Here is a 24,349-nt window from a genome sequence, read left to right on the forward strand (position 1 = left end):
TCTGAGCAACTGCAACTATCAATTTAATTGTTTTCTTCTTTTTTGCGTTCTGCTAATTGTAAGCGCATGCGAGCGTGTACTTCTCGGGTAATGGGATAGAAATAAGTCAAAATCATTCCCATAATTAAAAATATAGCTGGAAAGATGGCATTAGCAATGCGAATGGCTAACAATGCGCTGTCGGGTTGAACGGGAATAGGTTGTCCGGGTAAACGTTCGATAAAACCAGCAAAATCCAAGGTTTGACCGACCATTAATAACGCCAAGGCCAAACCTATTTTTTGCAGCAGAACCATAAATCCATAAAAAATACCTTCTCGTCTTTGACCTGTTTTTAACTCGTCCCATTCGATAACATCTGGCATCATCGACCAAGGAATTAAATAACCGACCGACACTCCAAGTCCAGCTAAAACCGCACAGAAATATAATAAGCCAACTTGACCGGGTTGGATGGAGAAGAAAATTGCTTGTGCAACTAACCAAATGGATACCCCTAAGAAATAAACGGTTTTTTTGCCAACGCGATCGCTAATTTTTTTCCAAACAAAAAGCATCATTAAGGCGGTTCCTTGGATAGCAATAGCAACGAGAGAAAAATCTCCCTCTTTCATGCCCATCCAACTGACGACAAAGTAGATTAAAATGGAGGCAACAAGCTGAATGGCCAGCCAAGAAAATAAATAAATACCAATGACGTAGAGAAAAGGTTTGGTACTAAAAACAATCTTTAATTGTTCGGTAAAAGGAATAGTGGGAACGCTTTGAGAGAACGATCGCGCTTTGATGGCATTGTCATCCACTAAATGGGATTCCGGTTGGGAGAAAATTAATGTCCAACCAAAGGCCGCAATCAAGCCTCCTAAAAATAAGCTAGAAATGTTAATAAATAGATTAAAATACCCTCCTTGTAAGGCAATACCAATAAAAAGGATGAAGAATAAACCGACAAAGGCCAGTACTCTCCCTAACATTTTACGCCAATGATAAGCGATTAAAGGTTGTGCGCCCCGTTCTTGAATACGAAATGTACACCACAAAATTGCGATCGCTGCCACTAGAGAACCTACTGAACCTAACAGGAAATATTGAGTCAGAGGAGCGTCATCATAAGATAGAAAAACTATGTTTGCCAAAAATAAAGCAAAAATACTCCCGCCAATGGAGAAAGCCATGCGAAAGCTATTTAAACCCGTGCGTTCGTTGTAATCTTGAGTTAATTCTGGCGTGAGTGCGGTATAGGGTAAATTAACGGCGGTATAGGCTAAATTAAAAAGAATGCCGATCGTAATGTAATAGGCGAATAAATACCATTTATTGAGATCGGGATTGCTGCTAAATTGAGGCACCACCCATTGCAAGAGAAATAATAAGCAAAAAGGAATTGCTCCACCTAACATCCAAGGAATGCGCCGGCCCCAAACTGTGCGAGTGCGATCGCTTAAAAGCCCCATAATGGGATCGTTAATCGCATCGGAAATTTTGCCGATTGCTAAAATGAGACCCGCCAATCCGGCCGATAATCCGGCTACATTGGTAAAAAAATACAACAAGAAAAAAACCAGTATGCTTGTTGCTACGGCGGGACCTAAATCTCCTGCACCAAACGCTAATTTAGTCGTAAATTTTAGCGTTTCTGTTGCGGGGGGGTGAAGGGTTTCGCCTTCGTTCTTCGGACTCGAAACATCATTCACGATCGTGACTCCAGTGTTGTAACGCTCCTTTTTAGCAGGAAAAGTTCCCAGTTAGCAGATTTTTGCCGTAAAATGAGCCATAACTTCATAAGTCGTAACATTATTAGTCCCTCAATCCCCATCTACCCTATGCCAGAAATGTATGTGTCTTGGTTGGAATACCGCGAAACCATTGAACGCTTAGCTGCGAAAGTTTACCGATCGGGTTGGCAGTTTGATAGTATTGTTTGCCTTGCGAGAGGAGGGTTGCGCGTTGGAGATTTACTGTGTCGCTTGTACGATCGCCCCCTAGCCATTCTCTCGGCTGCTTCCTATCACGGGGAAGAAAATCGCATTCGCGGCGAGATTTCCTTTTCTCAGCATCTTTCCATGACCATGCCTTCCTTGGGGAGTCGAGTGCTATTGGTGGACGATCTGGTAGATTCTGGGGTGAGTTTGATCGAGTCAGTGAAATGGCTGCAAGAGAATTGTGCAGAGATTGAAGAGATTCGTACAAGTGTTCTTTGGTATAAAAACTGTTCCGCGATCGCGCCAGATTATTACGTCAGTTATCTTCCCGATAATCCTTGGATTCACCAGCCTTTTGAATATTACGAACAAGTGACTGTCGCAGAAATTGCGAATAAATATGAGGCAATGGTCATGGTAGAATGAGTGAAATTCGCCGCTAACAAAATTCTTTTTTAGAATAAAATAAGCCGGCTATGTAACAGGGTGCATCTCAAATTTGTAAATCGATAATTGAGACAACAGTAGAATTAAGGTTTTCGCTTCCAATTTTAGTGTTGTTGCAAAACTTAAGATGCACCTATGTAACAATGTACCGCCTTTTAAGGAATCCTATCTTTCGGATTGTTTTATTATCATCTAGCGTCCTTTTTTTGTTGGGATTTGGCATTCTTGGATGGGGAAGAAGCGCACCTTTAGGGAGTCAATTCGATATGCGCTTTCTTTACATCGCTGGAAAACTTTGGCTTGGAGGCACAAATGCTTACGATCCTTCACTGGCTTTGCAAGTCGTTACAGGATTGCCAGCAAGCGATCGCATTTATGATTTTGCTTACCCTCCCCAAATTTCACTTTTAGCGATGTTTCTCGGCTCATTTCCGTGGGAACAAGCTAAGATTATTTTTACATTATTAAACCTCATTTGTTTAGGTCTAATCGTCTATTTTAGCATTAATTTTATTCAAGCCTCAAAAAAGGATTTAGGGCTGAGATGGTATGTTCCCACTTTGATTATTGGCGCTCCCTTTACTTCCGAAGTGATTTGGATGGGACAAACCAGTTTAATTGCTGGAGCCGCTTTGATGGGAGGATGGTATTTTTATCGTCGCAAAAGATGGGTAATATCGGGTTTGTTTTTAGGGGTTGCAACGATTAAACCTCAATTATGCGTACTTATTTTTCTTTGGTTTGCTTTAGAAGGTTGTTGGGGGATTTTGGGCGTTGCTGTGGCGACATCGATCGCATTGTGTATTGTTCCCTTAGCGATCGATAATCCCATCGGCTTAACAAATCATTGGCTATCTGCTTTAAAACTGTATAAATCACAATCCTTCAATCGTTTGGGATGGTATGGTCAAACGCGCTTACAAAATTTCATTTATCTCCTCACGGGTTTTGCGCTGCCCAATTTATTATTGTTAGGATGTATTTTGACACTATTTCTCTGGACATCTCGCAAACAAATCCTCTCTGAAGATATTTTTGGAATTCTCTTAATTTTCTCTCTCATTTTGGGATTTGGCAATTATTACGATCTAGTGTTACTATATATTTTAATCCCTTTATTTTGGCGACATTTTTCTCATTCTCAGGCTTATATTGACAGGCAAAAAATTCTCGGAGTCGGTCTATTAATCTGGGTTGTCTTAGCCAACTTTGTTCCTCGTTTTATTAGTATTCCTCGTTGGAGTTTACTGCTTTTAAGGTGCGATATTGTTCTCTTATTGTTGAGTGCCTTTTGGCTATTGTTTTTAAGTCGCAAGCGTTACCAAAAGCAGATCGTCCCTTCTTGAATCAATCCAGACCAGATTGGCTTTCCTTCTCAAACTATCTGTTGAGTAAAGCGATCGAAGAGATTTGTTATTTCGGCTGAGGAGAAAATCACCAAGCCGCGATCGCCGCCAAAACCTTACATTCCTCACTCATTCCAGTATCGATTGAGCGATCGCCATATAAATATTGCACCCATTGCATTCAAAATAATAACTTTTCCAAAATCTTGACTAAATCTTGACATTTCCTTGCCATAATTCAGGGGCTATTTTAGATCCAAAGTGTGGGGAGGTTGTCCAAATGTTCAGAACTCATCGTATTCTTACAGGTCTCGCCCTGTCTGCGTTGTTACTTCCTTTAAGTCCAGCGATCGCACAAGAATACACCTTACCCTCATCGTCTACCTCAGCAACCGATTTACCCACCCTGTCCAACGACGAGCAAGGAGAGCAAGATTTATATGATGGCATCAAAGAAGATTGGCTTTTAAAACAGGCACTCGAACAACAAGCCGGAGGAGCCGAACAATTTGGCGATGTTTCCCCCGAAGAGTGGGCCTATCAAGCCTTAGACGACCTAATACGACGCTACAACTGCTTGCAGGGCTATCCCAACGGCACCTATCGCGGCGATCGCGCCCTCACTCGCTACGAACTAGCCGCCGCCCTCAATGCCTGCCTGCAAAACATAGAAGGGATACTGGCTCAAGTCACCGAAGATTTTGTACAACAAGACGAATGGGCTGATTTTCAAGCCATCCTACAAGGAGAAACCGCCACCTTAAATACCCTTAAAACCCGCGTTGACGATCTCGAAGCCCGGATTATTAACCTCGAAGACCATCAATTTTCCACAACCACCAAACTTACCGGAGAAGTAACCTTTGCCTTCAGCGATCTCGCCATTAATCAAAATCCCGTCTTCCTCTCTCGGGGAACATTAAACGGCATTGAATTGGCTGGGCTGACAGATAATAATAGTGCAAATGCCGTCTTTGGAGGAAAGGGACGACTATGGCTGCGAACGAGTTTTACGGGAGAAGATCTGCTCACCATCCGCTTTGATATTAGTAATTTGGCGATGTTGGAAGATGCCAACGAATTAACGGGAGTTAGTGTAACTGGTGCAGACTCTTTAACCGGGGAAACAACGCAAACTTTCAATATTGGTTTCAATACCCCCACCTTTGAAACTAACAATTTTTCTGTTTCCTATTCTCGGCCTTTTGGAGAGGATATTCATGCTTATGTTTTCGCCAATGGCGGACTTTGGAGTGACTTTGTTCCTACCTTGAACCCCTATTTTGAAGATTATGACGGAGGTAATGGAGCATTATCCACTTTTGCATCTCGCAACCCCATTTATCGCATTGGTGGCGGTGCAGGGGTTGGCTTCAACTTCGACTTAGATTTTCTGGAATCTTTCCTCGGACCTGCACGTCTATCCGTGGGCTATCTCGCGGGTCCGTCAAGCACGAAAAATAGAGAAGGTCTCTTCGGGGGGGACTATGCCATGTTAGCCCAGTTGGATTTTGACGTGACAGACGATCTCTCGATTGGTCTCACTTACAATCACGGCTATCATCCCAGCAATACCGCCGTATTTGATATGGGAGGTTTGGGCAGTCAAGGAGTGGTAGGAAGCGCCCTTTCCAATACCGCATCATCTGGCTCAACGATCCCTAAAATTACTAATGCTTACGGGATTGAAATGGCTTGGAAAATTAGCGATGCGGTGTCTCTCAGTGGCTTTTTTACCTATATCGATGCTCACGCGCCAGCAGTGGAAGCCGGAAACTATGAGATTTGGACTTATGGTTTAGGAGTCGCCTTCCCCGATTTATTTAAAGATAATGCCTTATTAGGGGTTTTCGTTGGAGCGCAACCCTATGTTGCGGGTTTTGATGCGCCGACTCTGACTTTCCGGAACAGTACGGTTCCCTATCACTTGGAGATCTTTTATCGCTACCCCATTACGGATTATGTCTCGATTACTCCGGGGATTATCTTTTTCCCCAGTCCTAATCAAATTGAGTCGGGAGCGAGTATTATTACCCTGCGAACGACTTTTACTTTCTAAACAACTTCGCTGCAATTGAGGGAAGAGAATGGCGATCGCGATTCCTCTTCCCTTGTTGACTTAGCTATTATCGGGTAGAGAATCGGGATCGATGCCATTTTCGAGGAGTAATTGTCGAAGACGATCGGCGCGTTCTCGCTCTTGTTCGGCACGTTCTCGCTCTTGTTCGGCACGTTCTCGCTCTTGTTCGGCACGTTCTCGCTCTTGTTCGGCGCGATCGTCAGGAGTTGGAATCCAATTTCCCGAAGCATCATAAAAGCACAACCATAAACCCTCAATGCTTTCATAGCTTCCTTGCCATAATCCCAAACCTAGGCCTAATTCTTCCAACCAGAGACGATTATCGGGGAGTGCTACAGGTTGATAAAAATTGCCTTGCAAATGAAAGGCTCGCAATTGATTCTCGTAACGATCGTAAATGACATAATACGGTATTTGTAAAATTTGTTCGTATACTTGCCATTTGGTCGGAGGGCGATCGCGTTCTCGTTCGGTTTGTCCCAAGTCTTCTGCTTCGGTGCCGGGGGATAATAACTCTACTACCAAATACGGGTTGACTAATTCTTGCCAAATAACATAACTCCAGCGCAACTCTCGCTGTTGCGTGCCGCGATCGACCCCCAAGACGACAAACCAATCCGGTCGCTTGTGCCACAATGTATGTTCGCGATCGTAGTAGATATTAAAGTCACTGGCAACTAAATAATTTTCTCTCGAGTAGAGAGGCGATCGACAGGTTTGGCTCAATAGGACAGGTTGGAAGCAATGAAAAAGGTCTGGCAAACCGGGTTCCTCTGGAAATTCGCTCGGTAAATCGTACATTGTCGGCAGATTCTCCGCCTTTGGAGAAGGAGTTTTCTGCTTTGGGGAGAGGTTGACCATAGCGTGAAAAGGAGAACATTCTTTCTAATCCTATCATTTTTTAGGAGAAGGCGATCGCTAATTAATGGCATTGGGAGAAAAAACCCAGTCTTACGATAGACTCTGGAGACAAGTAAATTGAAAGACCCGTAAGGTATGGTTTTGAGCAACTCAAACCATTACGACTCCATCCCGTTTGAGCAACTTTGAGCAACTTTGAGCAAAGTAGATTCACCATCCTGACAGGTCTCTAGTTGCGCCAAGAAAGCAATTGCAGGCTACATCTTTGTCGGGGACTGACAGTTGAGATCCTTGTCCCTCAAGACTTATACCAACTATAAAATACCAATATAAAAATAATTTTCAGAGTATTTTTTTCATACTCCCCAGTATAATCCACAGTTTGGGAGAGAAAGGCAAAAAAAATGCCCATCTCCAGAAAGAAGATCGAGCATAGATTAATATTCAAACTCATTCTGATATGAGTCAAAATTTTCCGATCTTCTCTCTAAGGTTACAAATGTAAATTCATTGGAGAGACAAAAATGCTAAATAATCGAATGCCAAATAATCGAATCGCAGCCATACTTTTTGTCGCCCAAATAACTGCGGCTGCTCTAACAATCCTGGTTCGGTGCAAAGAACTGGGAATTCTCTAGAGTATTACAGGCAAATATGTGCTGTTTCTAACTTAACCTAAAACAAGAGAGGTTTTGAATTAACCTCTCTTGTTTTGGCAAAAGATAAAAATAGTTGTTAAAACAAAAACTTTTTTTTATAGAAAATTTTGCATTTTCAACGATCATCATATTGATATCGTATTCATATCCAAACTTTCCCCGAAAAAAGCGATACGATAAAAAAGCCTTGTTATTGCCCGATCGCCTCGAGAGAATGCCACCATGCCAGTCGAATCAATTCAAGAACACCCCCCGCAAACTCAACCCCTCAATGAGGAAACCCACCCAACACCCCCCACAGATTTACCTTACGACGACGGAGAACCCTTGGAAAGCAACCGCCACCGCATCGCCATGAATGTTCTGATCGACTCTATCCATCAAACCTATCAAGAACGAGAAAACTATTTCGCTGGCGGGAATATGTTCATCTATTACAGTAGCGAACAGGTGCGAAATAGAGATTTTCGCGGACCCGATTTTTTTGTCGTGCTAGATGTGGATGGTAATCTAGAACGTCGCAGTTGGATTGTCTGGGAAGAACAAGGGCGTTATCCTGATGTGATTGTCGAACTCATGTCTGCTTCGACCGCAAGCGAAGATATCGGTAATAAAAAGCGACTGTACGAACAAACTTTCAGAACGCAAGATTACTTTGTTTATAATCCTTTCGATCGCGAATCCTTACAAGGCTGGCATTTAGAAAGAAATCAACGCTACGAAGCGATCGCGCCAGACGAGAGAGGATGGTTGTGGTGTGAAAGTTTGGGCTTGTGGTTGGGAACGTGGGAAGGAACCTTAACCCGAGAAACAGCAACATGGTTGCGCTTTTACGATCGCGATCTCAATTTGATTTTACTCCCCCAAGAAGTAGCCCAACAGGAACGCCAAATTGCACAACAGGAACGTGAAATTGCACAACAGGAGCGCCAAATCGCACAACAGGAGCGAGAAAGAGCCGATCGCCTCGCTCGTTTGCTGCGAGAAAACGGTATCGATCCCGATGAGACTTAATCTCGAAAAAAGCGATCGCTAAACAATGCGATCGCTCTCCAAATTAACAACGATTAAACTCTCTTTAGTCCATTTCCAGTAATGCTGAAGAAACTGCACCGATCCCAAAAGCAAAAACTAAAGGAATGGGACATTTAAACAGAAAACTTAAGCCAATGCTGCCTAACGTAGAGAGTACAGCAGTGCCGATGACTATTTGTTCTTGCCAGCACCATCCCTTATGTGTCTTAATTGTTTTGAGAATAGAAGTAGGAATCGGCTGAGGCATTACCGCATTTGGAGGAAACGCCCAATAATTCCCCGATCGCTCTCGATATAACTCCGTCCAACCGTTCTCCATACACCATTCATCAATCCATTGTTCTTGATAATGTCTCATTTTCAATTTGTGAGTAGATTTTGAAGAAGTACGAACAACTATAAAGCCACAAAATATTGATAATTTTGCTTCAAGTAGGAAAAATACTAGCAATTCCTTTGAGCGATCGCGCCACAAACAATAGGAAACTTTACATTACTCGCCATAACTCCATATTTCTTTAACTTTTCCCGCGATCGCATCGCAGTTGTAACACGCATTAAGATTAGCGATCGCCGATTTCCTTGCTCAAATCCGATCGTTTCCGCAACAACCAAAGCATCATTCCCGCCGCAATTAAACCCCCACTTAAACCATTACGACTCCATCCCGTCAGCAACCCCCCCAAACTCATCGCGGCAATCCACCAGTGCGATCGTGGCAGTCGTCCTCGCAAAACCCACCACCATTGCACCGTCCCCACAATCGCCCCACCTCCTGCCAAAAAAAGAGCAAAGAAATCCAAATTCATTCCCACCAGTCCCGACAACCCAAAAAAGAGAGCATATCCGGTCATCGTTGCCCAGATCCAGCGATCGCCCGAGATGGCAGTAGTTTTCCTTAATTTTTGTTGGAGAAGCCAAAATTGCAATCCCCCCGCCACCAAACCAACAACGCATCCATAGAATCCATGTCCTAATAAAGCATCCAGACCCGATCCTCCCATCTCTGCAAGGGTAATGAAGAGCAAAAAACCGAAGGCAACAGCAAAACCCCAGAGGGTCGCAAAGCCAGCATCTTTGCGCGATCGCGGTGGCATTTTTCCGCGTTTGGGATTCTGCAACAAGCGAGCAATGGTAGCCCCTTGAATACAGCTAAAGGCAAGAAATCCAAACGCGATCGCTAAAGTTAACTGCCAATTTGCGATCGCCTCCACAGAACTCGCAATCGTCAAAACCTTCACAACAATAGAGCCAATCCCAACCCCCGCGACCAACCCGCCTAAATTTCCCCAAATCCAGAGTAAATCCTGTCGGAGAAATTTCCTCAACACCCACCACTGCATGAGAGTGCTGGCAACAATCGTTATCCCAATATCAAATAAAGGCGATAAAACAGGATTAGCGATCGCCCCCACCCCCAAGCCTCCAAGAGTGGCCGGCAGCCACCAACCCCCAAGAGGAAGTCGTTTTTGTAAAAACGAGGATTGAACGATCGCAATGAGGAGAGTACTGCCAAAAAGTCCGAGGGTCGTAGAGCGATAGAGTTGAGGAATAACGCCTAAAAACCAAAAGATGTGCTGCAAGATAACAAAAACTAAGATTCCCTTGAGATTAGCGAGCGTCCATTGCAACCATAACGGTTTTTGAGATAAGGATGAGGGTCTTGGGGACACCGGAGAAGTTAAAGGAGATATCAAGGAAAATACCTTGTGCCACGTTGGCTGAGAATCCCCTTGTTGATACCCCAAGACTTCAATGCGATCGATCCCTTTGGGAGCAAGTTTGCTGAAGGATTCGCGGATATAAGTGCTAAACGTGGTTTGCTTGGGAACTCGGGGGGCTGCGATCGCCAGATACAAACAATCTTCGTGCAATGTGACCTCCACAGTAATTCCCTTGGGTTGAAATTGACGGGTCAGTAATGTTGCGATCGCTTGAGGATGTCCCTGTTTGGCCAAAGCGAGCAAGTCGGATTGAGTCATAAAAATTTGTCGTTAGATGCTTCACGATTTGTTGCACGAGCAATTGACTCGGAACGCTATCATAATTTCCATACACACTCTATATCTTGGGAGACAACTAACAGATCATGGGTGAATCAAAACGCCGTCAGGAAGCACTCGGAGATAAATACGGCAAAGACAAAAATATTCTGCCGTGGATTCCCATCACCAAAAATCAAGCCGACCAATTTATGAAATGGACCACTCGAGGCAGTTGGCTCGGAATTGGTCTGCTCGCCGCCGCTTGGATTACCATCCGCTTTATCGGCCCGGGTTTTGGCTGGTGGAATGTGGACTAACAACAGGTCGAAGCATCGCGAATTTGATTCGCCATTGGAGATCGATCGCGACAATTTTATTAAGAAGTGGGGGGATTGAGGAGAACAGGGGTCACAATACCAAACAGAAAAACTACTATAGGAGCGGAGTGACCCCGTGGTTCAGACAAATTCATCTCCCCAGAACATTCAAATAAAAGTAGAAGACGATCGCACGGGCATGAGTTTGGAAACCCTCAAACGTGCCTTTGCCGATAATTTGTTTTATGGACAAGGAAAATACCAGAAATGGGCAACTCCTAACGATTTCTATATGGCACTGGCTTATACAGTGCGAGATCGCCTCCTGCATCGGTTTATCAACACCCGCGATACCTACCTCGAACAAAATGTCAAGGTAGTTTGCTATCTCTCCGCCGAATTTCTCATGGGGCGGCATTTGGGCAACAATCTCGTGAACTTGGGCATTGATGATGAAATCCGCGAAGTCTTAAAAGAAGCGGGTCTCGACCTCGACGAAATCATCGAACAAGAACACGATCCCGGCTTGGGAAATGGAGGTTTGGGACGCTTGGCCGCCTGTTTCCTCGACTCCCTTGCCACCCTCGAAATTCCCGCGATCGGCTACGGCATTCGCTACGAATTCGGTATTTTTCACCAACAGATCCGCGATGGCTGGCAAGCAGAAATCCCCGATAACTGGCTGCGTTATGGCAATCCTTGGGAAATTCCCCGCCTCGAAGCCACAGTACAAGTTAAATATGGCGGTCGCACGGAAGTTTATCACGACGAAGGCGGTCGCCCCAAAGTGACATGGGTACACGATCGCACCGTCACCGCCATTCCCTACGATACCCCCGTCCCCGGTTACAACACCAACACCGTTAACCCTTTGCGGTTATGGCGATCGGAAGCCGGAGAAGACCAGCATTTTAACTTCGATGCCTTTAACGCAGGAGACTACGATGGCGCAGTGGCCAGCAAAATGTCCTCGGAAACCATCTCCAAGGTTCTCTATCCCAACGACAACACCCCTCAAGGCCGACAGTTGCGCTTAGAACAGCAATATTTCTTCGTTTCGGCATCCCTACAAGATATCATTCGCAATCACCTGCACCTTCATCCCAGTCTCGACAACCTGCACGAGCATTTTTCCATCCAACTCAACGATACTCACCCCGCCGTCAGTATTGCCGAAATGATGCGCCTGTTGGTAGACGAACACGATATGGAGTGGGATAAGGCTTGGTATATCACGCAAAAGACCTTTGCTTATACTAACCACACCCTCCTCCCCGAAGCCTTAGAGCGTTGGTCTGTCGGTTTATTCAGCTATATTCTGCCCCGTCACCTCGAAATTATCTACGAAATCAATCATCGCTTCTTGGCAGATGTCAGTACGTGGTTTCCCAATGAACCCGAACTCCTCGAGCGTTTGTCTATCATTCAAGAAGGTGACGAAAAATCCGTGCGGATGGCGCATTTAGCCTGCGTGGGTTCCCATGCCATTAACGGGGTAGCCGCTTTACATACCCAACTCCTGCAAAGCGATACCCTGAAAGATTTTGCCAAACTCTGGCCGGAAAAATTCGTCAACAAAACCAATGGTGTCACCCCTCGTCGTTGGATTTTATTGTGCAATCCCAAGTTAGCCGATCTGATTACCGAAAAAGTCGGCGATGGTTGGTTGAAAAGTTTAGACCAGATGCGGAAACTGGAGGCTTATGCCGAAGATCCGGTCTTCCACGCTCGCTGGCAAGAAATCAAACAAGCCAATAAGCAAGCTCTCGCCGATTATATCTGGAAGCACAATAATATTGAAGTGGATGCCAATTCCATGTTTGACGTGCAGGTGAAGCGCATTCACGAATACAAGCGGCAATTGTTAAATGTACTCAACATCGTTGCCCTCTACAACCGCATTAAGCACAATCCCGATATGGAAGTTGTACCGCGCACGTTTATTTTTGGCGGCAAAGCAGCACCGGGGTATTTCATGGCCAAGTTGGTGATTAAGTTGATCAATGCCGTCGGTGAAGTGGTTAATAAAGATCCCGATGTACGAGGACGCTTAAAAGTGGTCTTTATGGCAAACTTCAACGTTTCTCTCGGACAGCGTATTTATCCAGCAGCAGAACTCTCAGAACAGGTTTCCACGGCAGGGAAAGAGGCTTCGGGAACCGGAAATATGAAATTTGCCATGAATGGAGCCTTAACTATCGGCACGCTCGATGGTGCGAATATCGAGATTCGCGAGGAAGCCGGGGCCGAGAATTTCTTCTTGTTTGGGTTAACCGCACAGGAAGTTAAAGAAATGAAGGCCGCTGGTTATAACCCCATGGAGTATTACAATCGCGATTTGGAGTTAAAAGGAACCCTCGATCGCATTGCCTCGGGTTATTTCTCCTATGGTAATCGCGAGTTATTCAAGCCCTTGCTGGATTCCTTGCTTCATCACGATCAATATATGCTCTTGGCAGATTTCCGCGCTTATATTGAATGCCAAGACCGAGTCAGCGCGGCTTATAAAGATCGCAAAAATTGGACGAAAATGTCTATTCTCAATGCCGCACGCATGGGTAAATTTTCCAGCGATCGCACCATTCGCGAATACGCAACGGAAATTTGGCGCGCCCAACCCGTCAAAGTGGAAATTGAAGAATACAGCCAAGATAAGGCAGGCCTAAAAGGATAATGGCGTAATGGGGAAAGAGGGAAACTTTCCCCATTACTTTGACAAAAATGACAATTGTTAAATTTTCGTTACAAAACGCCATTAATGTTTAAGAAGATTACAAAAAACTGCACAAAATCTGCACGTTTGATTTGTTTCAATAATCTTGGTTCATAAAAAACTGAATCAAATTACTATTCAGTCAAGTTTTAGGAGATGCTTTAATGTTTGACGCATTTACGCGGGTCGTTTCCCAAGCCGACGCTCGGGGCGCTTATATCAGCGCAGATCAAATCGATGCTCTCAGCGCAATGGTTGCAGATAGCAACAAGCGTTTGGATGCGGTTAATCGCATTACCAGTAATGCTTCTGCCATCGTCACCAATGCCGCTCGCGCTTTGTTTGCCGAACAGCCTCAATTAATCGCGCCCGGTGGAAATGCTTACACCAGTCGTCGCATGGCTGCTTGCTTGCGGGACATGGAAATTGTCTTGCGTTATGTAACCTACGCTATCTTTTCTGGCGATGCAAGCGTTTTAGACGATCGCTGCTTGAATGGTTTACGCGAAACTTATTTGGCATTAGGAACCCCCGGTGCTTCCGTTGCTGCTGGTGTCAGCAAAATGAAAGAAGCTGCTGTTGCGATCGCTAACGACAAATCCGGTATCACCTCCGGAGATTGCAGCGCTCTCATGGCTGAAATTGCGAGCTACTTCGATCGCGCTGCAGCTGCAGTTGCTTAGATTGCCTCTCGATTTTGAGATATTCCGGCAATTTGCCTGCTATTTAATCAAGTTAAGAACTTGTTAAATTCTTTTACATTTTTCGCAAACCATTGTTAAAGAGGTCAATTTTTCCATGAAAACTCCCCTGACTGAAGCTGTTGCAAGCGCTGATTCTCAAGGACGTTTCTTAAGCGGTTCGGAAGTTCAAACTGCTTTTGGTCGTTTTAATCGTGCTAGTGCCGGCTTAGAAGCGGCTAAAAACCTGAGTGCTAAAGCTGCAGCTTTAACTTCTGGTGCTGCTAATGCCGTTTACCAAAAGTTCCCCTACACCACCACGATGCAGGGGCCGACCTATGCTTCTACCCCTGAAGGTAAAGCCAAGTGCGTACGGGACATCGGCTATTACTTGCGGATGGTCACCTACTGCCTCGTTTCTGGCGGTACCGGTCCGATGGATGAATACCTCATTGCTGGATTGGATGAAATCAACAGCAGCTTTGAATTATCTCCCAGTTGGTTTATTGAAGCTCTCAGCTACATCAAAGCCAATCATGGATTGAGCGGACAACCTGCTGTTGAAGCCAACTCCTACATTGACTATGCTATTAATGCCCTGAGCTAGGGTTTTCTCTTGCTCGGAATGGCAGAAGGCGGTTGAGCCAAAAGGTTAACTGTTTTCTCTCGTTCCGAGCAATATTTTAGGAAGAACAAGAGAAACGCAGCGATCGCCGCATCGATATTTTCAGCAATTGAGCCTTGTCTAGAGGAAGATTTTGGGGAGAATATTATGAGAGAGGAAAATTCGTGACCATTACAGTAGCAGCTTCTCGTCTTGGTACGACTGCTTTTAGCGAACATAAACCCATCGAATTGCATCCTCATAGTCGTCAAGAGGATGTTAAAGCTGTAATTAAAGCAACTTATCGTCAGGTTCTCGGCAATGACTATATTATGGCATCCGAACGCCTAACGAACTGTGAATGTCATTTATATAATGGCGCTTTAAACGTTCGCGAATTCGTGCGGGCGATCGCCAAGTCAGAACTCTACAAATCAAAATTCTTGTACGGCAATTTGCAAACTCGCGTAGTCGAATTGAATTTCAAGCATTTATTGGGACGCGCTCCCTACGACAAATCCGAAGTAACCGAACACCTCGATCGCTATCAGAAAGAAGGCTTTGAAGCTGATATTGATTCTTATATTAATTCGGTGGAGTATGCAGACAGTTTTGGGGAAGCGATCGTACCGTACTATCGAAGTTTTGCCAGCCAGCACGGCCAGAGAACCGTCGGTTTCACTAGGATGTTTCGCCTCTATCGCGGTTATGCCAATAGCGATCGCGCTCAATTTGAAGGCAGTGAGGCTCGATTGGTCAACGAACTCGCAGAAAACCGAGCCTCAGCGATTGTCATTCCTTCGGGCAGTCTGGAAGGATGGGCTTATCGCTCTCCCACGCATCATTTTTCTGAGGAACGCATTTCCTCTGACCCTAAAGGGAAGAGGATGAGTTCGGAACGGCGTTTTTATCGTCTTGAAGTTTCAGGATTAAAACGATCGCGCTATCCCCATAACAACCAGCCGATTGATATTTTTCTCGTTCCTTGTGAAGAGTTATCAAGCAAACTCCAACAGATCGATCGCCAAGGCGGTAAAATTGCTAGCATCACCCTCGTCTGAAAACAAGTCAAATTTAGACAAATTTGCGTTAATGCGAAAAAATTGGAGGTGCGATCGCAAGATGGCGGAAAAGTAGAGTCAATCTCAGATAAACAATTCAATTGTTATTGAGATTTATCCTCTCGGAACAAAAGAAAGCACTATGAGTTAAAATTCTGAGAGGTTGTACGGATGAGAGTAAAAGTAAAAATTAGTTTTTTGCTTCCGATCGCTTGAATCCGATTGTTTCTTCTCAGAATACATCCCTAGAAAATGGTAAATTTACTTCATTATTCTTTAAGAGAACGCCAACATATTTTGGTTCGCAAGCTCGCAGATTGTATTGAATCCCGATGGCGGGAATCACTAACCTTATCGCCTTATCTTATCCCCGAAGATTTGGGTTATGTAGAAGGCGGTTTGGAGTCAGAAAAAATCGTTATTGAAAATCGTTGCTATCAAACACCTCAGTTTCGCAAGTTACATTTAGAGTTGGCACGGGTGGGAAACCGGGTTGATATTTTACATTGCGTAATGTTTCCCCGCGTACATTATCCCTTGCCTGTATTTGGAACGGATATTGTGGGCAGCACGAAAGGCGTGAGTGCAGCGATCGCGGATCTTTCTCCAATGACTCGCGATCGGTCGTTGTCGGAAGCATACCGTCGAGGGTTGGCGGATTTACCCGACACGACTTTTTCACAACCCCGAGTGTTACCGGAATGGGCTCATATTTTTTCTGAGTTTTGCTTATTCGTGCGTCCCGTTGGCGAGTCAGAAGAAGAAGCGTTTTTAGAACGAGTGGATCGCTTTTTGTCCCTACACTGCCAAATTGCCCGGGAAAGCATCCCCTTATCGAATTCAGAAGCGATCGCAGAAGTTCTCGAAGGACAAAATTATTATTGCCGCCAGCAGCGTCAAAATGACAAAACTCGGCGAGTATTAGAACGTTCTTTTGGAGAATCTTGGGCGGATCGCTACATGAATACGATGCTTTTTGATTCTCCTTAAATTAACTGATACTTGAATAATGCAAGAATATTTTGGTGAAGAAAATTTAACACCTCCCGATGGCGAACCCCTCACGATTGAAAAAGCGATCGCCAACCTGAAGCAAAAAGCAGATACGGGTTTGCGTTACTATGCCGCTTGGTGGCTAGGAAGATTTCGGGTGCGAGAAACAGAAGCGATCGCAGCATTAATTGAAGCCCTCGAAGATGAAGATCGCCGTACTCCCGATGGTGGCTATCCCTTACGCCGCAATGCCGCCAAAGCCCTAGGTAAACTTAAAGCAACAGCAGCCATCCCCTCACTTTTGCGCTGTTTAAAATGTGATGATGTTTATGTCAGAGAGTCTGCCGCTCAAGCCTTGGGAGCGATCGGCGATCGCAGTTGCATTCCCCACTTACTCAAATTCCTCGAGGGAGGAGTCGAAGTGGCCCAATTCGTACCGGGAAAACCTCATCTCGTTCAACCCTACGAAGCCATTATCGAAGCATTGGGAACATTACAAGCAACAGAAGCGATCGTAGCAATTTCACCTTTTCTCAAACATCCCGTCGAGAAAGTTCAATATGCAGCCGCTCGGGCATTGTATCAACTGACAAGAGAAAATAAATACGGACAGCGTTTAATCGAGGCACTGCAAGACGATCGCCTACAATTGCGCCGTTCTGCTTTAATGGACTTAGGGGCTGTAGGCTATTTACCCGCAGCCGAAGCGATCGCAGAGACCCTAGCCGAAAACAGTCTCAAGTTAATTGCCCTCAAAGGTGTTTTAGAATCTCATCTTCAAGAGATTTCTCCCTCATCTCTTCAACTATCTGAAGATAATATTCGCGTCATGGAGTTAATGGATTCCCTTTTATAACAGTTATCAGTTATCAGTTATCAGTTATCAGTTATCAATAACACCTAAAAAATAACCCATACACGGCGATCGATGAGTAATCAACAATTAATCACTAACAATCAACAACCCATAACAGTTCAAGATTATATTAAAGCGGTCGATCTCGCTGACTCTTCAGAAGGTTTATTGGACGCAGTGGAAGCATTGGCGGACTTGTGCCACAAAGAAGCCATTCCGACTTTAATTGAGGTTCTCGGTTACAATAACCCCGGAGCTTCTGTTGCTGCTGTTGAAGGCTTAATTAATGTGGGAATTCCAGCCGTTTCTTCTCTCCTCGAACAACTCGACGGTTATAATTACGGGGCAAGGGCTTGGGCAGTCCGCGCCTTGGCCGGAATTGGCGATCCTCGAGGACTGGATACCCTGATACAAGCCGCTCGAAAAGATTTTTCCTTTAGCGTCCGTCGCGCTGCCGCTCGAGGGTTGGGTAATATTCTCTGGTCAGAACTCTCTTCCGAATCACGAGAACCCGCACAAACTCGAGTCCTCGATACGTTGATGATTGTCTCGCAGGATGTGGAATGGGTTGTACGTTATGCGGCGATCGTAGGATTGCAAGGATTGGCAGTCCAGCAACCCATATTTGCCGAACAAATTCGCCAAAATTTGCAAACTTGGCAAGCGATCGAACCCGAACTTGTCGTCCGCGCTCGCATTCAACTTGCTTGGCAACATTTATAGATTCAGAATCGATTATGCGAATTTTATTAATTGATGATGATGAAATATTAATTGAAATTCTCAAAAGGAGCTTAACAGAATACAACTATGTTGTTGATGCTGTTTTGAATGGCGAACAAGGCTGGACTTATGGTTCGACTTATGCTTACGATCTCATTATTTTAGATATTATCTTACCTGATATTGATGGGATTCGTTTGTGTCGGCACTTCCGAGAAAATGGCTATCAGATGCCCATTCTTTTCTTAACTGCAAAAAATACCAGCACGGATAAGATTCAAGGACTTGATGCAGGGGGCGATGATTATCTCATTAAACCGTTTGATTTTGAAGAGTTAAATGCTCGTATTCGCGCTCTATTGCGAAGAGAAAATGGCAATTTTCTCTCGGTTTTACATTGGGGAGATTTACAACTCAATACTTGTAGTCTGGAAGTGACTTATAAGCAACAATTACTCTCTCTTACTGCCAAAGAATATACTTTATTAGAATTATTTTTACATCACGATCGCAGCGTTTTAGATGTCCACGAAATTATTGAGAGTTTGTGGAATGCCGAAGAAGAACCTTCCCCAGCAACCGTGCGATCGCATCTGAAAGGTTTGCGCCGAAAACTACAACAAGCCGGAGCGCCTCGCGACTTTATAGAAACCGTGCGAGGACACGGGTATCGTCTAAAAATGCCGTTAGAATCAGAAATTTATACCGGGTCAGATCGACAAATTAGACATCTCGAAGAGTTAGGCGTGATTTGGGGAAACTATCATCAAAAAAGCGGCGAACAATTAGAACTGTTAGAACGAGTTGCCAATGCGATCGCAACAGGTTCTTTAAACGCCAAACAACAAGAACAAGCTAGATTGGCAGCTCACAGCTTGGCGGGAAATTTAGGGATTTTTGGTTTGGAACAAGGCGCTCAATTGGCGCAGAAATTAGAGTATTTTTTGCAGGGTGATTATCCTCGATTGTCTCAGTTTCCTAATATCTTAGAAGCATTAAAACAAGAGTTTGTCAAGAATAATACCCAAAAAAAACAGCCAGACAATTGTTTAGATAATGCGCCTTTATTATTAATTGCCGACAACGATACTCATTTTACGGAATCTTTAGCGATCGCGGCAAGAGCCAGAGGAATTCGCACCGCGATCGCGTTACATCCCAGACAAATTCGACCTTTTCTCGATCCCTTTGCACCTCAATTTCCCGATGCCATCTTGTTCAAATTATCCTTTCTCGAATCTCCTGAATTGACAGGAAATTTGCCAACTTTAGCAGAAAAACTATCAAAAATTTCAGAAATTGCGTTGCGATCGCCTTCGTTGCCCATTCTGACGATTGCCGATCGCGATACCTTTGAGGATCGTTTAGAAGTTGCCCGTCGAGGAGGGTATTTTTTTATCCGAGAACCCGCGACTCCCGAGCAAGCGATCGCATCAATTGGGCAGATTTTACAGCATTCTCGCACGGAATATAAAGTCATGATTGTTGATGATGATATCGAGTTGTTAAAATCCATGCCTTCTCTTCTGCATCCGTGGAGATTTAAGCTGACCACATTGGACGATCCTCGACAATTTTGGGACGTTTTGGGGGCGATCGTGCCAGATTTATTAATACTCGATATCGAAATGCCTCATATTAGCGGCATTGAATTATGTCAAGTCCTACGCAGCCATCCGTATTGGCAGCATTTACCCGTTTTATTTCTCAGCATGAGTACCGATGCAACGACTCGAGAGCGTGCTTTTGCGATCGGTGGTGATGATTTTGTATGCAAACCTATTATCGGACAAGAATTAGCCCATCGTATTTTCAATCGTCTCAAACGAGTGAAATAAATTATCATGTTATTCAGTGCAATAATAGACGATCGCATTATCTATTATTTATCGGGCTTGAGAATGGTGACTCGCGCAAACTTCAACCCCGTCACCCCGGGTAAAGGTTCGATCGTGCCGGACTCAATTTGAGAGTCGATCCAACCCTCCCGAACTAAATAGCGTAAATAATGATGATATTCCGACCATTCTTGCTCGGTTGAGTAGGCGATCGTCAACATTCCGGGTTGAGTAATGCGAGTCCCATTTTTGGCATCAATTCCTTTATCAATGCGCTTTTTAACAATTTCATAACGCGTGTCTTTCGTTCCCATCACATCAAAAAGTCTTTCAGTTCCTTCGTCGTGAAAAATATCCACTGTTGTGTCTTGAACTAAGACTAAATGAGAAACTGCTAAAAGGAGATTCTCGCGGTCTTGAATCTTAAAACAAGTACGAGCGCAATCGCAAATCGCCCGTAATTGCTCGTAGCGCAAACTGTGGAGATGAAAGAGGGAAAATGGGTTTGCGATCGCGCTACCAACATAGAGCATGCTATCAATCCCATCGCTCACTTCGACATCGCAGTAATGAGGGAGAATCTCTTGCATTTGTTTTTGCCATTTTTCCCATGTGTCTCGCAGGTGAGTTGTAATTTGACCGATGGCGCGATCGTAGTCTTCTCGAGCGCTGTAGATACATTGATGGGTATTTTGGCATGCTTTCTCGTAAGCTTCTACGGCAACGATCGCCAACTCCCCGCACTGTCGAAAATAGGGAAAATAAACCTCAATATGTTCTTGTAAATATTTTAGGGCGGTCATTTCATCTTCAACGCAAATCTGTTTGGCAAGGCGATCCATATAGGCGAGTAAATCCGTTCGCAACTGTTGCAAAAAGGCAATTTCTCGCGCAACTAAAGCGGCATCTGCGATCGCCAAGGCTAAGTTAAATTGTGCCAATAAATCTTTCTGAATGGCTTGATTTCTAATCTTAGAGGAGCCGCGAATATCAGAGATGCTGTAGAGGGGATAAACACCTTTAAACACGATGCGTTCGGGGGGGAGTCCCAAGCTGCGCCGTTCTGCTTCTTGGGTGAAACGCCATGTCACCGAAGGATGCACCCGATTGAAACGATCGCGATCGCCCTGACGCAGCGCTGTTTTGAGGGTGGGAATCAGACTTTCGGCGCGAGTCGCATCGATTTGATCGAACCGATCGCGGCGATCGCTGCCCAAAATAACCGCACCGAACAAATGACTGTCATTTTGCACCTCTTTTTCCCAGAACAAAGGAATTAAAAGTAAAGATTCACAGCCGCGATGGCGTAATTCTATTTCGATCGCCGAGGTGCAACTGGCTTGTAAATGAGGAACATTCCAAATGCGCTTGGCTTGAATTGCCCGTTGTAGGTGGGAATCTTGCCAGCTCTCCGATGTTAAGTTTTCCAGCATTTCCACGCGATCGCCCTGACAAATCGACAGTTGTAGTCTTCCTTGGGTACGAGTGAGAATTGCTGTTATCGAAGCGCCAAAAAGCGATTGCATTAACTCCGAAACCGTGCGAAAAGTGTCGCGATCGCCGATGAGATTGCGAGAAGTAATCAGAGTTTGGGTTAAATTCCGTAGGGTTTCTTCTTCGGTAACATCCAATCCTTCCCAGAGTAATTTACCCGTCAGGCGATAATTTTCCCGTTCGAGTTGTTCCTCTAAAACTTGTTGAGAGGGGATGTGTCCTGCTGACAAATTCATATCGGCAAATTCATCGAGATCGGGATCGATCCGTTCGACTTTGAGATACTGCGATCGCAGCCAAAATTGAATGATGCGAGGTTCGAGACTGAGGTTGCTTTTGACAATTGCCGTTTGCGGTTCTTCGAGGGATCGCCAGCGATCGGGTTCGATCCCGTAAATATCTCGCAAGACTAAAGGCAATAAATGCAAGCGATCGAGTTTTTCTCGGGCGATCGCGTCAAAATCGGCAAATAGATCGAACAAACATATATTTTGCGCTTTCATTTCCCCATTGGGAGCGATCGATCCGGTTAAATGACAAAATGCTTCATTGCCATACAGAATTGTAAAATCTTGGGGATCGAGTATGGCTTGGAAGAGTTTGCTTTGTCGTTCGGTTTGGACGAGCCAGTGAGTCATTAGGGCATTGACGGGTAGATAGTTGGGAGAAAAGAATCAAGGATTGAGCATTCCTCTCTTTCATACTTCATCTTTCTCCTCTATCTCTTATCCTTCCGAATAAATTCATTCTTCACCCATTATTTTTGTAGGAAGGACGGGTCAAGTTTTGCTATTCTCCTTTCGAGTGTATGAAGAAGCAATGGCAGAAGTTCGCGAAGAATTTCTTCAACAAGGAAAACAAGAAAGTCGAGAAGAAGCGACTCGCTGTTTGATTGAAAATATTTTCCAAGTTCGTTTTGGGGAAATTGATGAAGAATTAGCTGCGATCGCCAAACCCATCATGAAACTCCCCTCAGAAGAATTTACGCCTCTCCTTTTGCAATTATCCCGCGAGGAATTGCTCGATCGCTTCGGAGACCCCCAAGAATAATTCAATTTTCCTCAAATTCTTCTTCTTCTTCTTCTTCTAACTCGGGAGTGCTACCAAAACGCGGTTGCGGGGGAATTGCTGCCACGATCGCATCGATGACTTTATTCACGGGAATGACATCCAAGCCCAGATCGTCGGCATAAGCCTGCCCGTGAGGAACAATTGCTCGCTTAAACCCTAGTTTTGCCGCTTCTTTTAATCGTAGTTCCATTTGCGATACAAGCCTCACTTGTCCCCCTAATCCCACTTCGCCAATTAATACCGTGCGGCGATCGACAATGCGATCGCGAAAACTCGCCACAATCGCGATCGCCATCCCCAAATCTACGGCAGGTTCTGCGACAACTAATCCTCCCGCCGAAGCCACATAGGCATCTAACTTGGATAAAGGTACCCCGACTCGCTTTTCTAATACGGCCAAAATTTGTTGCAGGCGACTGTAATCAACTCCTGTGGTCGAGCGCCGAGGTGAGGAATAACTGGTAGGACTCACTAAAGCCTGTAACTCCAATAGTATCGGTCGCGTCCCCTCACAAGCCACCACTGTTGCCGTCCCCGGTGCCGACTCCTCCCGATTGCCCAGAAATAACTCCGACGGGTTGGTTACTTCCTGTAATCCGCTTTCCACCATTTCAAAAATGCCGATTTCGTGAGTCGCCCCGAAACGATTTTTCACCGATCGCAACAACCGATGAGAGGCATAGCGATCGCCTTCAAAATAGAGGACGGTATCAACCAAATGCTCTAAGACTCTCGGCCCTGCGATCGCGCCTTCCTTGGTCACGTGACCGACAATGAGCAAAGTAATATTCTCCCGTTTTGCCACCTGCATCAAGGCTGAAGTGCATTCGCGGACTTGTGCCACAGAACCGGGAGCAGAAGTCAGAGATGCAAAGTAAAGGGTTTGAATGCTGTCAATCACGGCAACATTAGGCTTAAGCGACTCTAATTCCCTGAGAATTTCCTCCAAATCCGTCTCTGGCAACACATAGAGATTGTCTGCTGTTGCCGTTTGTTGGGACTTCTGCCCATGACCGTTAGACTCCGCCTGTTCTGGTTCGAGAATATCTTCAAGACCTACCCCCAGACGCGATGCCCGGAGTTTCACTTGTTGTCCCGACTCTTCTGCACTTACATATAACACACACCGTTCTCTGGCTAATTGGTTGGCTGTTTGCAATAAAAGCGTCGATTTGCCAATCCCTGGATCCCCACCAATTAAAATTAATGCCCCCGGAACCACACCCCCTCCCAAAACGCGATCGAACTCTCCATAGCCGGAAGGAAAGCGCATTTTTCCCGCATCAGAAATATCCGAGAAGCGCCGTGACGAGCGCGGTTCAGAGACTCCTTTGGTTTTACGATTTGACTGTTGTTGAGACTGCCATCCCGTTCTTTTGTTGGCGTTTCCCGCCGGCACGATCTCCTCCTCTAGAGCGCCGTAGGTACTGCAGTTGGGGCATTTTCCGAACCATTGGGGAGACTCCGCACCGCATTCGTTACAAACATAAATTGTTTTCGCCTTAGCCATAGCAGATCGAGGGCAAACTTTCTATCACTATTTAACCGCACTCAGATTTTCTTAACGCAAATTGGAAAAATAAAACAAATCTTAACAATTAAGCAAACCTTAAAAACTACCGAAATCATTCTTAAAATTGAGGCTGTCTCGATTGAGATCGTAC

At 45.0% G+C, this 24,349-nt stretch carries 20 protein-coding genes; 14 read left to right on the forward strand and 6 right to left on the reverse strand.

Going from position 1 to position 24,349, the window contains the following annotated elements; genetic code table 11:
* Positions 1-23: 23 nt before the first annotated feature.
* Positions 24-1,694, reverse strand: coding sequence for an MFS transporter (locus AC6RV6_RS13160; RefSeq protein ID WP_500241304.1), 1,671 nt, complete (start codon positions 1,692-1,694; stop codon positions 24-26).
* A gap of 129 nt (positions 1,695-1,823) precedes the next feature.
* Between AC6RV6_RS13160 and AC6RV6_RS13165 the strand changes: the two genes are divergently transcribed.
* From AC6RV6_RS13165 to AC6RV6_RS13175, 3 genes are all read left to right on the forward strand, one after another.
* Positions 1,824-2,348, forward strand: coding sequence for a phosphoribosyltransferase (locus tag AC6RV6_RS13165; protein WP_500241341.1), 525 nt, complete (start codon positions 1,824-1,826; stop codon positions 2,346-2,348).
* 164 nt (positions 2,349-2,512) lie between these two features.
* Positions 2,513-3,715, forward strand: coding sequence for a glycosyltransferase family 87 protein (locus AC6RV6_RS13170; RefSeq protein WP_500241305.1), 1,203 nt, complete (start codon positions 2,513-2,515; stop codon positions 3,713-3,715).
* Positions 3,716-3,995: 280 nt separating this feature from the next.
* A complete protein-coding gene (locus AC6RV6_RS13175) occupies positions 3,996-5,774 on the forward strand; it encodes an iron uptake porin (protein ID WP_500241306.1) in 1,779 nt (592 codons plus the stop codon).
* Positions 5,775-5,834: 60 nt separating this feature from the next.
* On the opposite strand, the gene AC6RV6_RS13180 is transcribed toward AC6RV6_RS13175, so the two are convergent.
* Positions 5,835-6,596 carry a Uma2 family endonuclease gene (locus tag AC6RV6_RS13180; RefSeq protein ID WP_500241307.1) on the reverse strand — a complete coding sequence of 254 codons (762 nt, stop codon included), beginning with the start codon at positions 6,594-6,596 and terminating at the stop codon, positions 5,835-5,837.
* A gap of 941 nt (positions 6,597-7,537) precedes the next feature.
* Between AC6RV6_RS13180 and AC6RV6_RS13185 the strand changes: the two genes are divergently transcribed.
* Positions 7,538-8,329 carry a Uma2 family endonuclease gene (locus tag AC6RV6_RS13185; RefSeq protein ID WP_500241308.1) on the forward strand — a complete coding sequence of 264 codons (792 nt, stop codon included), beginning with the start codon at positions 7,538-7,540 and terminating at the stop codon, positions 8,327-8,329.
* A gap of 64 nt (positions 8,330-8,393) precedes the next feature.
* Here AC6RV6_RS13185 and AC6RV6_RS13190 read toward each other — a convergent pair whose 3' ends face one another.
* Both AC6RV6_RS13190 and AC6RV6_RS13195 read right to left on the reverse strand, forming a co-directional pair.
* The gene (locus tag AC6RV6_RS13190) at positions 8,394-8,708 is read right to left on the reverse strand and encodes a slr1957 family protein (protein ID WP_500241309.1); all 315 of its coding nucleotides are present in this window, start codon (positions 8,706-8,708) and stop codon (positions 8,394-8,396) included.
* A gap of 205 nt (positions 8,709-8,913) precedes the next feature.
* On the reverse strand, positions 8,914-10,332 hold the full coding sequence (locus AC6RV6_RS13195; RefSeq protein ID WP_500241310.1) for a hypothetical protein: 1,419 nt from the start codon (positions 10,330-10,332) through the stop codon (positions 8,914-8,916).
* 107 nt (positions 10,333-10,439) lie between these two features.
* Here AC6RV6_RS13195 and AC6RV6_RS13200 point away from each other — a divergent pair, with 107 nt between their 5' ends.
* From AC6RV6_RS13200 to AC6RV6_RS13240, 9 genes are all read left to right on the forward strand, one after another.
* Positions 10,440-10,652: a DUF2839 domain-containing protein gene (locus AC6RV6_RS13200; RefSeq protein WP_500241311.1), complete on the forward strand. Its 213-nt coding sequence runs from the start codon at positions 10,440-10,442 to the stop codon at positions 10,650-10,652.
* A 199-nt stretch (positions 10,653-10,851) separates the two neighbouring features.
* Positions 10,852-13,326: a glycogen/starch/alpha-glucan phosphorylase gene (locus AC6RV6_RS13205; RefSeq protein ID WP_500241342.1), complete on the forward strand. Its 2,475-nt coding sequence runs from the start codon at positions 10,852-10,854 to the stop codon at positions 13,324-13,326.
* A 203-nt stretch (positions 13,327-13,529) separates the two neighbouring features.
* On the forward strand, positions 13,530-14,048 hold the full coding sequence (cpcB, locus tag AC6RV6_RS13210; protein ID WP_500241312.1) for a C-phycocyanin subunit beta: 519 nt from the start codon (positions 13,530-13,532) through the stop codon (positions 14,046-14,048).
* A gap of 115 nt (positions 14,049-14,163) precedes the next feature.
* Complete coding sequence (gene cpcA, locus AC6RV6_RS13215; protein ID WP_500241313.1) at positions 14,164-14,652, forward strand: C-phycocyanin subunit alpha; 489 nt, start codon at positions 14,164-14,166, stop codon at positions 14,650-14,652.
* Between the two features lie 182 nt (positions 14,653-14,834).
* On the forward strand, positions 14,835-15,710 hold the full coding sequence (locus AC6RV6_RS13220) for a phycobilisome rod-core linker polypeptide (protein WP_500241314.1): 876 nt from the start codon (positions 14,835-14,837) through the stop codon (positions 15,708-15,710).
* A 252-nt stretch (positions 15,711-15,962) separates the two neighbouring features.
* The gene (locus AC6RV6_RS13225) at positions 15,963-16,700 is read left to right on the forward strand and encodes a phycocyanobilin:ferredoxin oxidoreductase (protein WP_500241315.1); all 738 of its coding nucleotides are present in this window, start codon (positions 15,963-15,965) and stop codon (positions 16,698-16,700) included.
* 19 nt (positions 16,701-16,719) lie between these two features.
* A complete protein-coding gene (cpcE, locus tag AC6RV6_RS13230; protein ID WP_500241316.1) occupies positions 16,720-17,559 on the forward strand; it encodes a C-phycocyanin alpha-cysteine-84 phycocyanobilin lyase subunit CpcE in 840 nt (279 codons plus the stop codon).
* A 72-nt stretch (positions 17,560-17,631) separates the two neighbouring features.
* Positions 17,632-18,282, forward strand: a complete 651-nt coding sequence (cpcF, locus tag AC6RV6_RS13235; protein WP_500241317.1) for a C-phycocyanin alpha-cysteine-84 phycocyanobilin lyase subunit CpcF — start codon at positions 17,632-17,634, stop codon at positions 18,280-18,282.
* Positions 18,283-18,296: 14 nt separating this feature from the next.
* On the forward strand, positions 18,297-20,120 hold the full coding sequence (locus AC6RV6_RS13240; protein WP_500241318.1) for a response regulator: 1,824 nt from the start codon (positions 18,297-18,299) through the stop codon (positions 20,118-20,120).
* Positions 20,121-20,164: 44 nt separating this feature from the next.
* Here the strand turns inward: AC6RV6_RS13240 and AC6RV6_RS13245 are convergent, their stop codons facing one another.
* A complete protein-coding gene (locus AC6RV6_RS13245) occupies positions 20,165-22,252 on the reverse strand; it encodes a GAF domain-containing protein (RefSeq protein ID WP_500241319.1) in 2,088 nt (695 codons plus the stop codon).
* Between the two features lie 181 nt (positions 22,253-22,433).
* Here AC6RV6_RS13245 and AC6RV6_RS13250 point away from each other — a divergent pair, with 181 nt between their 5' ends.
* Positions 22,434-22,664: a hypothetical protein gene (locus tag AC6RV6_RS13250; RefSeq protein WP_500241320.1), complete on the forward strand. Its 231-nt coding sequence runs from the start codon at positions 22,434-22,436 to the stop codon at positions 22,662-22,664.
* A 1-nt stretch (position 22,665) separates the two neighbouring features.
* Here the strand turns inward: AC6RV6_RS13250 and radA are convergent, their stop codons facing one another.
* A complete protein-coding gene (gene radA / locus AC6RV6_RS13255) occupies positions 22,666-24,195 on the reverse strand; it encodes a DNA repair protein RadA (protein ID WP_500241321.1) in 1,530 nt (509 codons plus the stop codon).
* Positions 24,196-24,349: the final 154 nt, after the last annotated feature.

This window comes from Spirulina sp. LEGE 11439 (assembly GCF_059821285.1).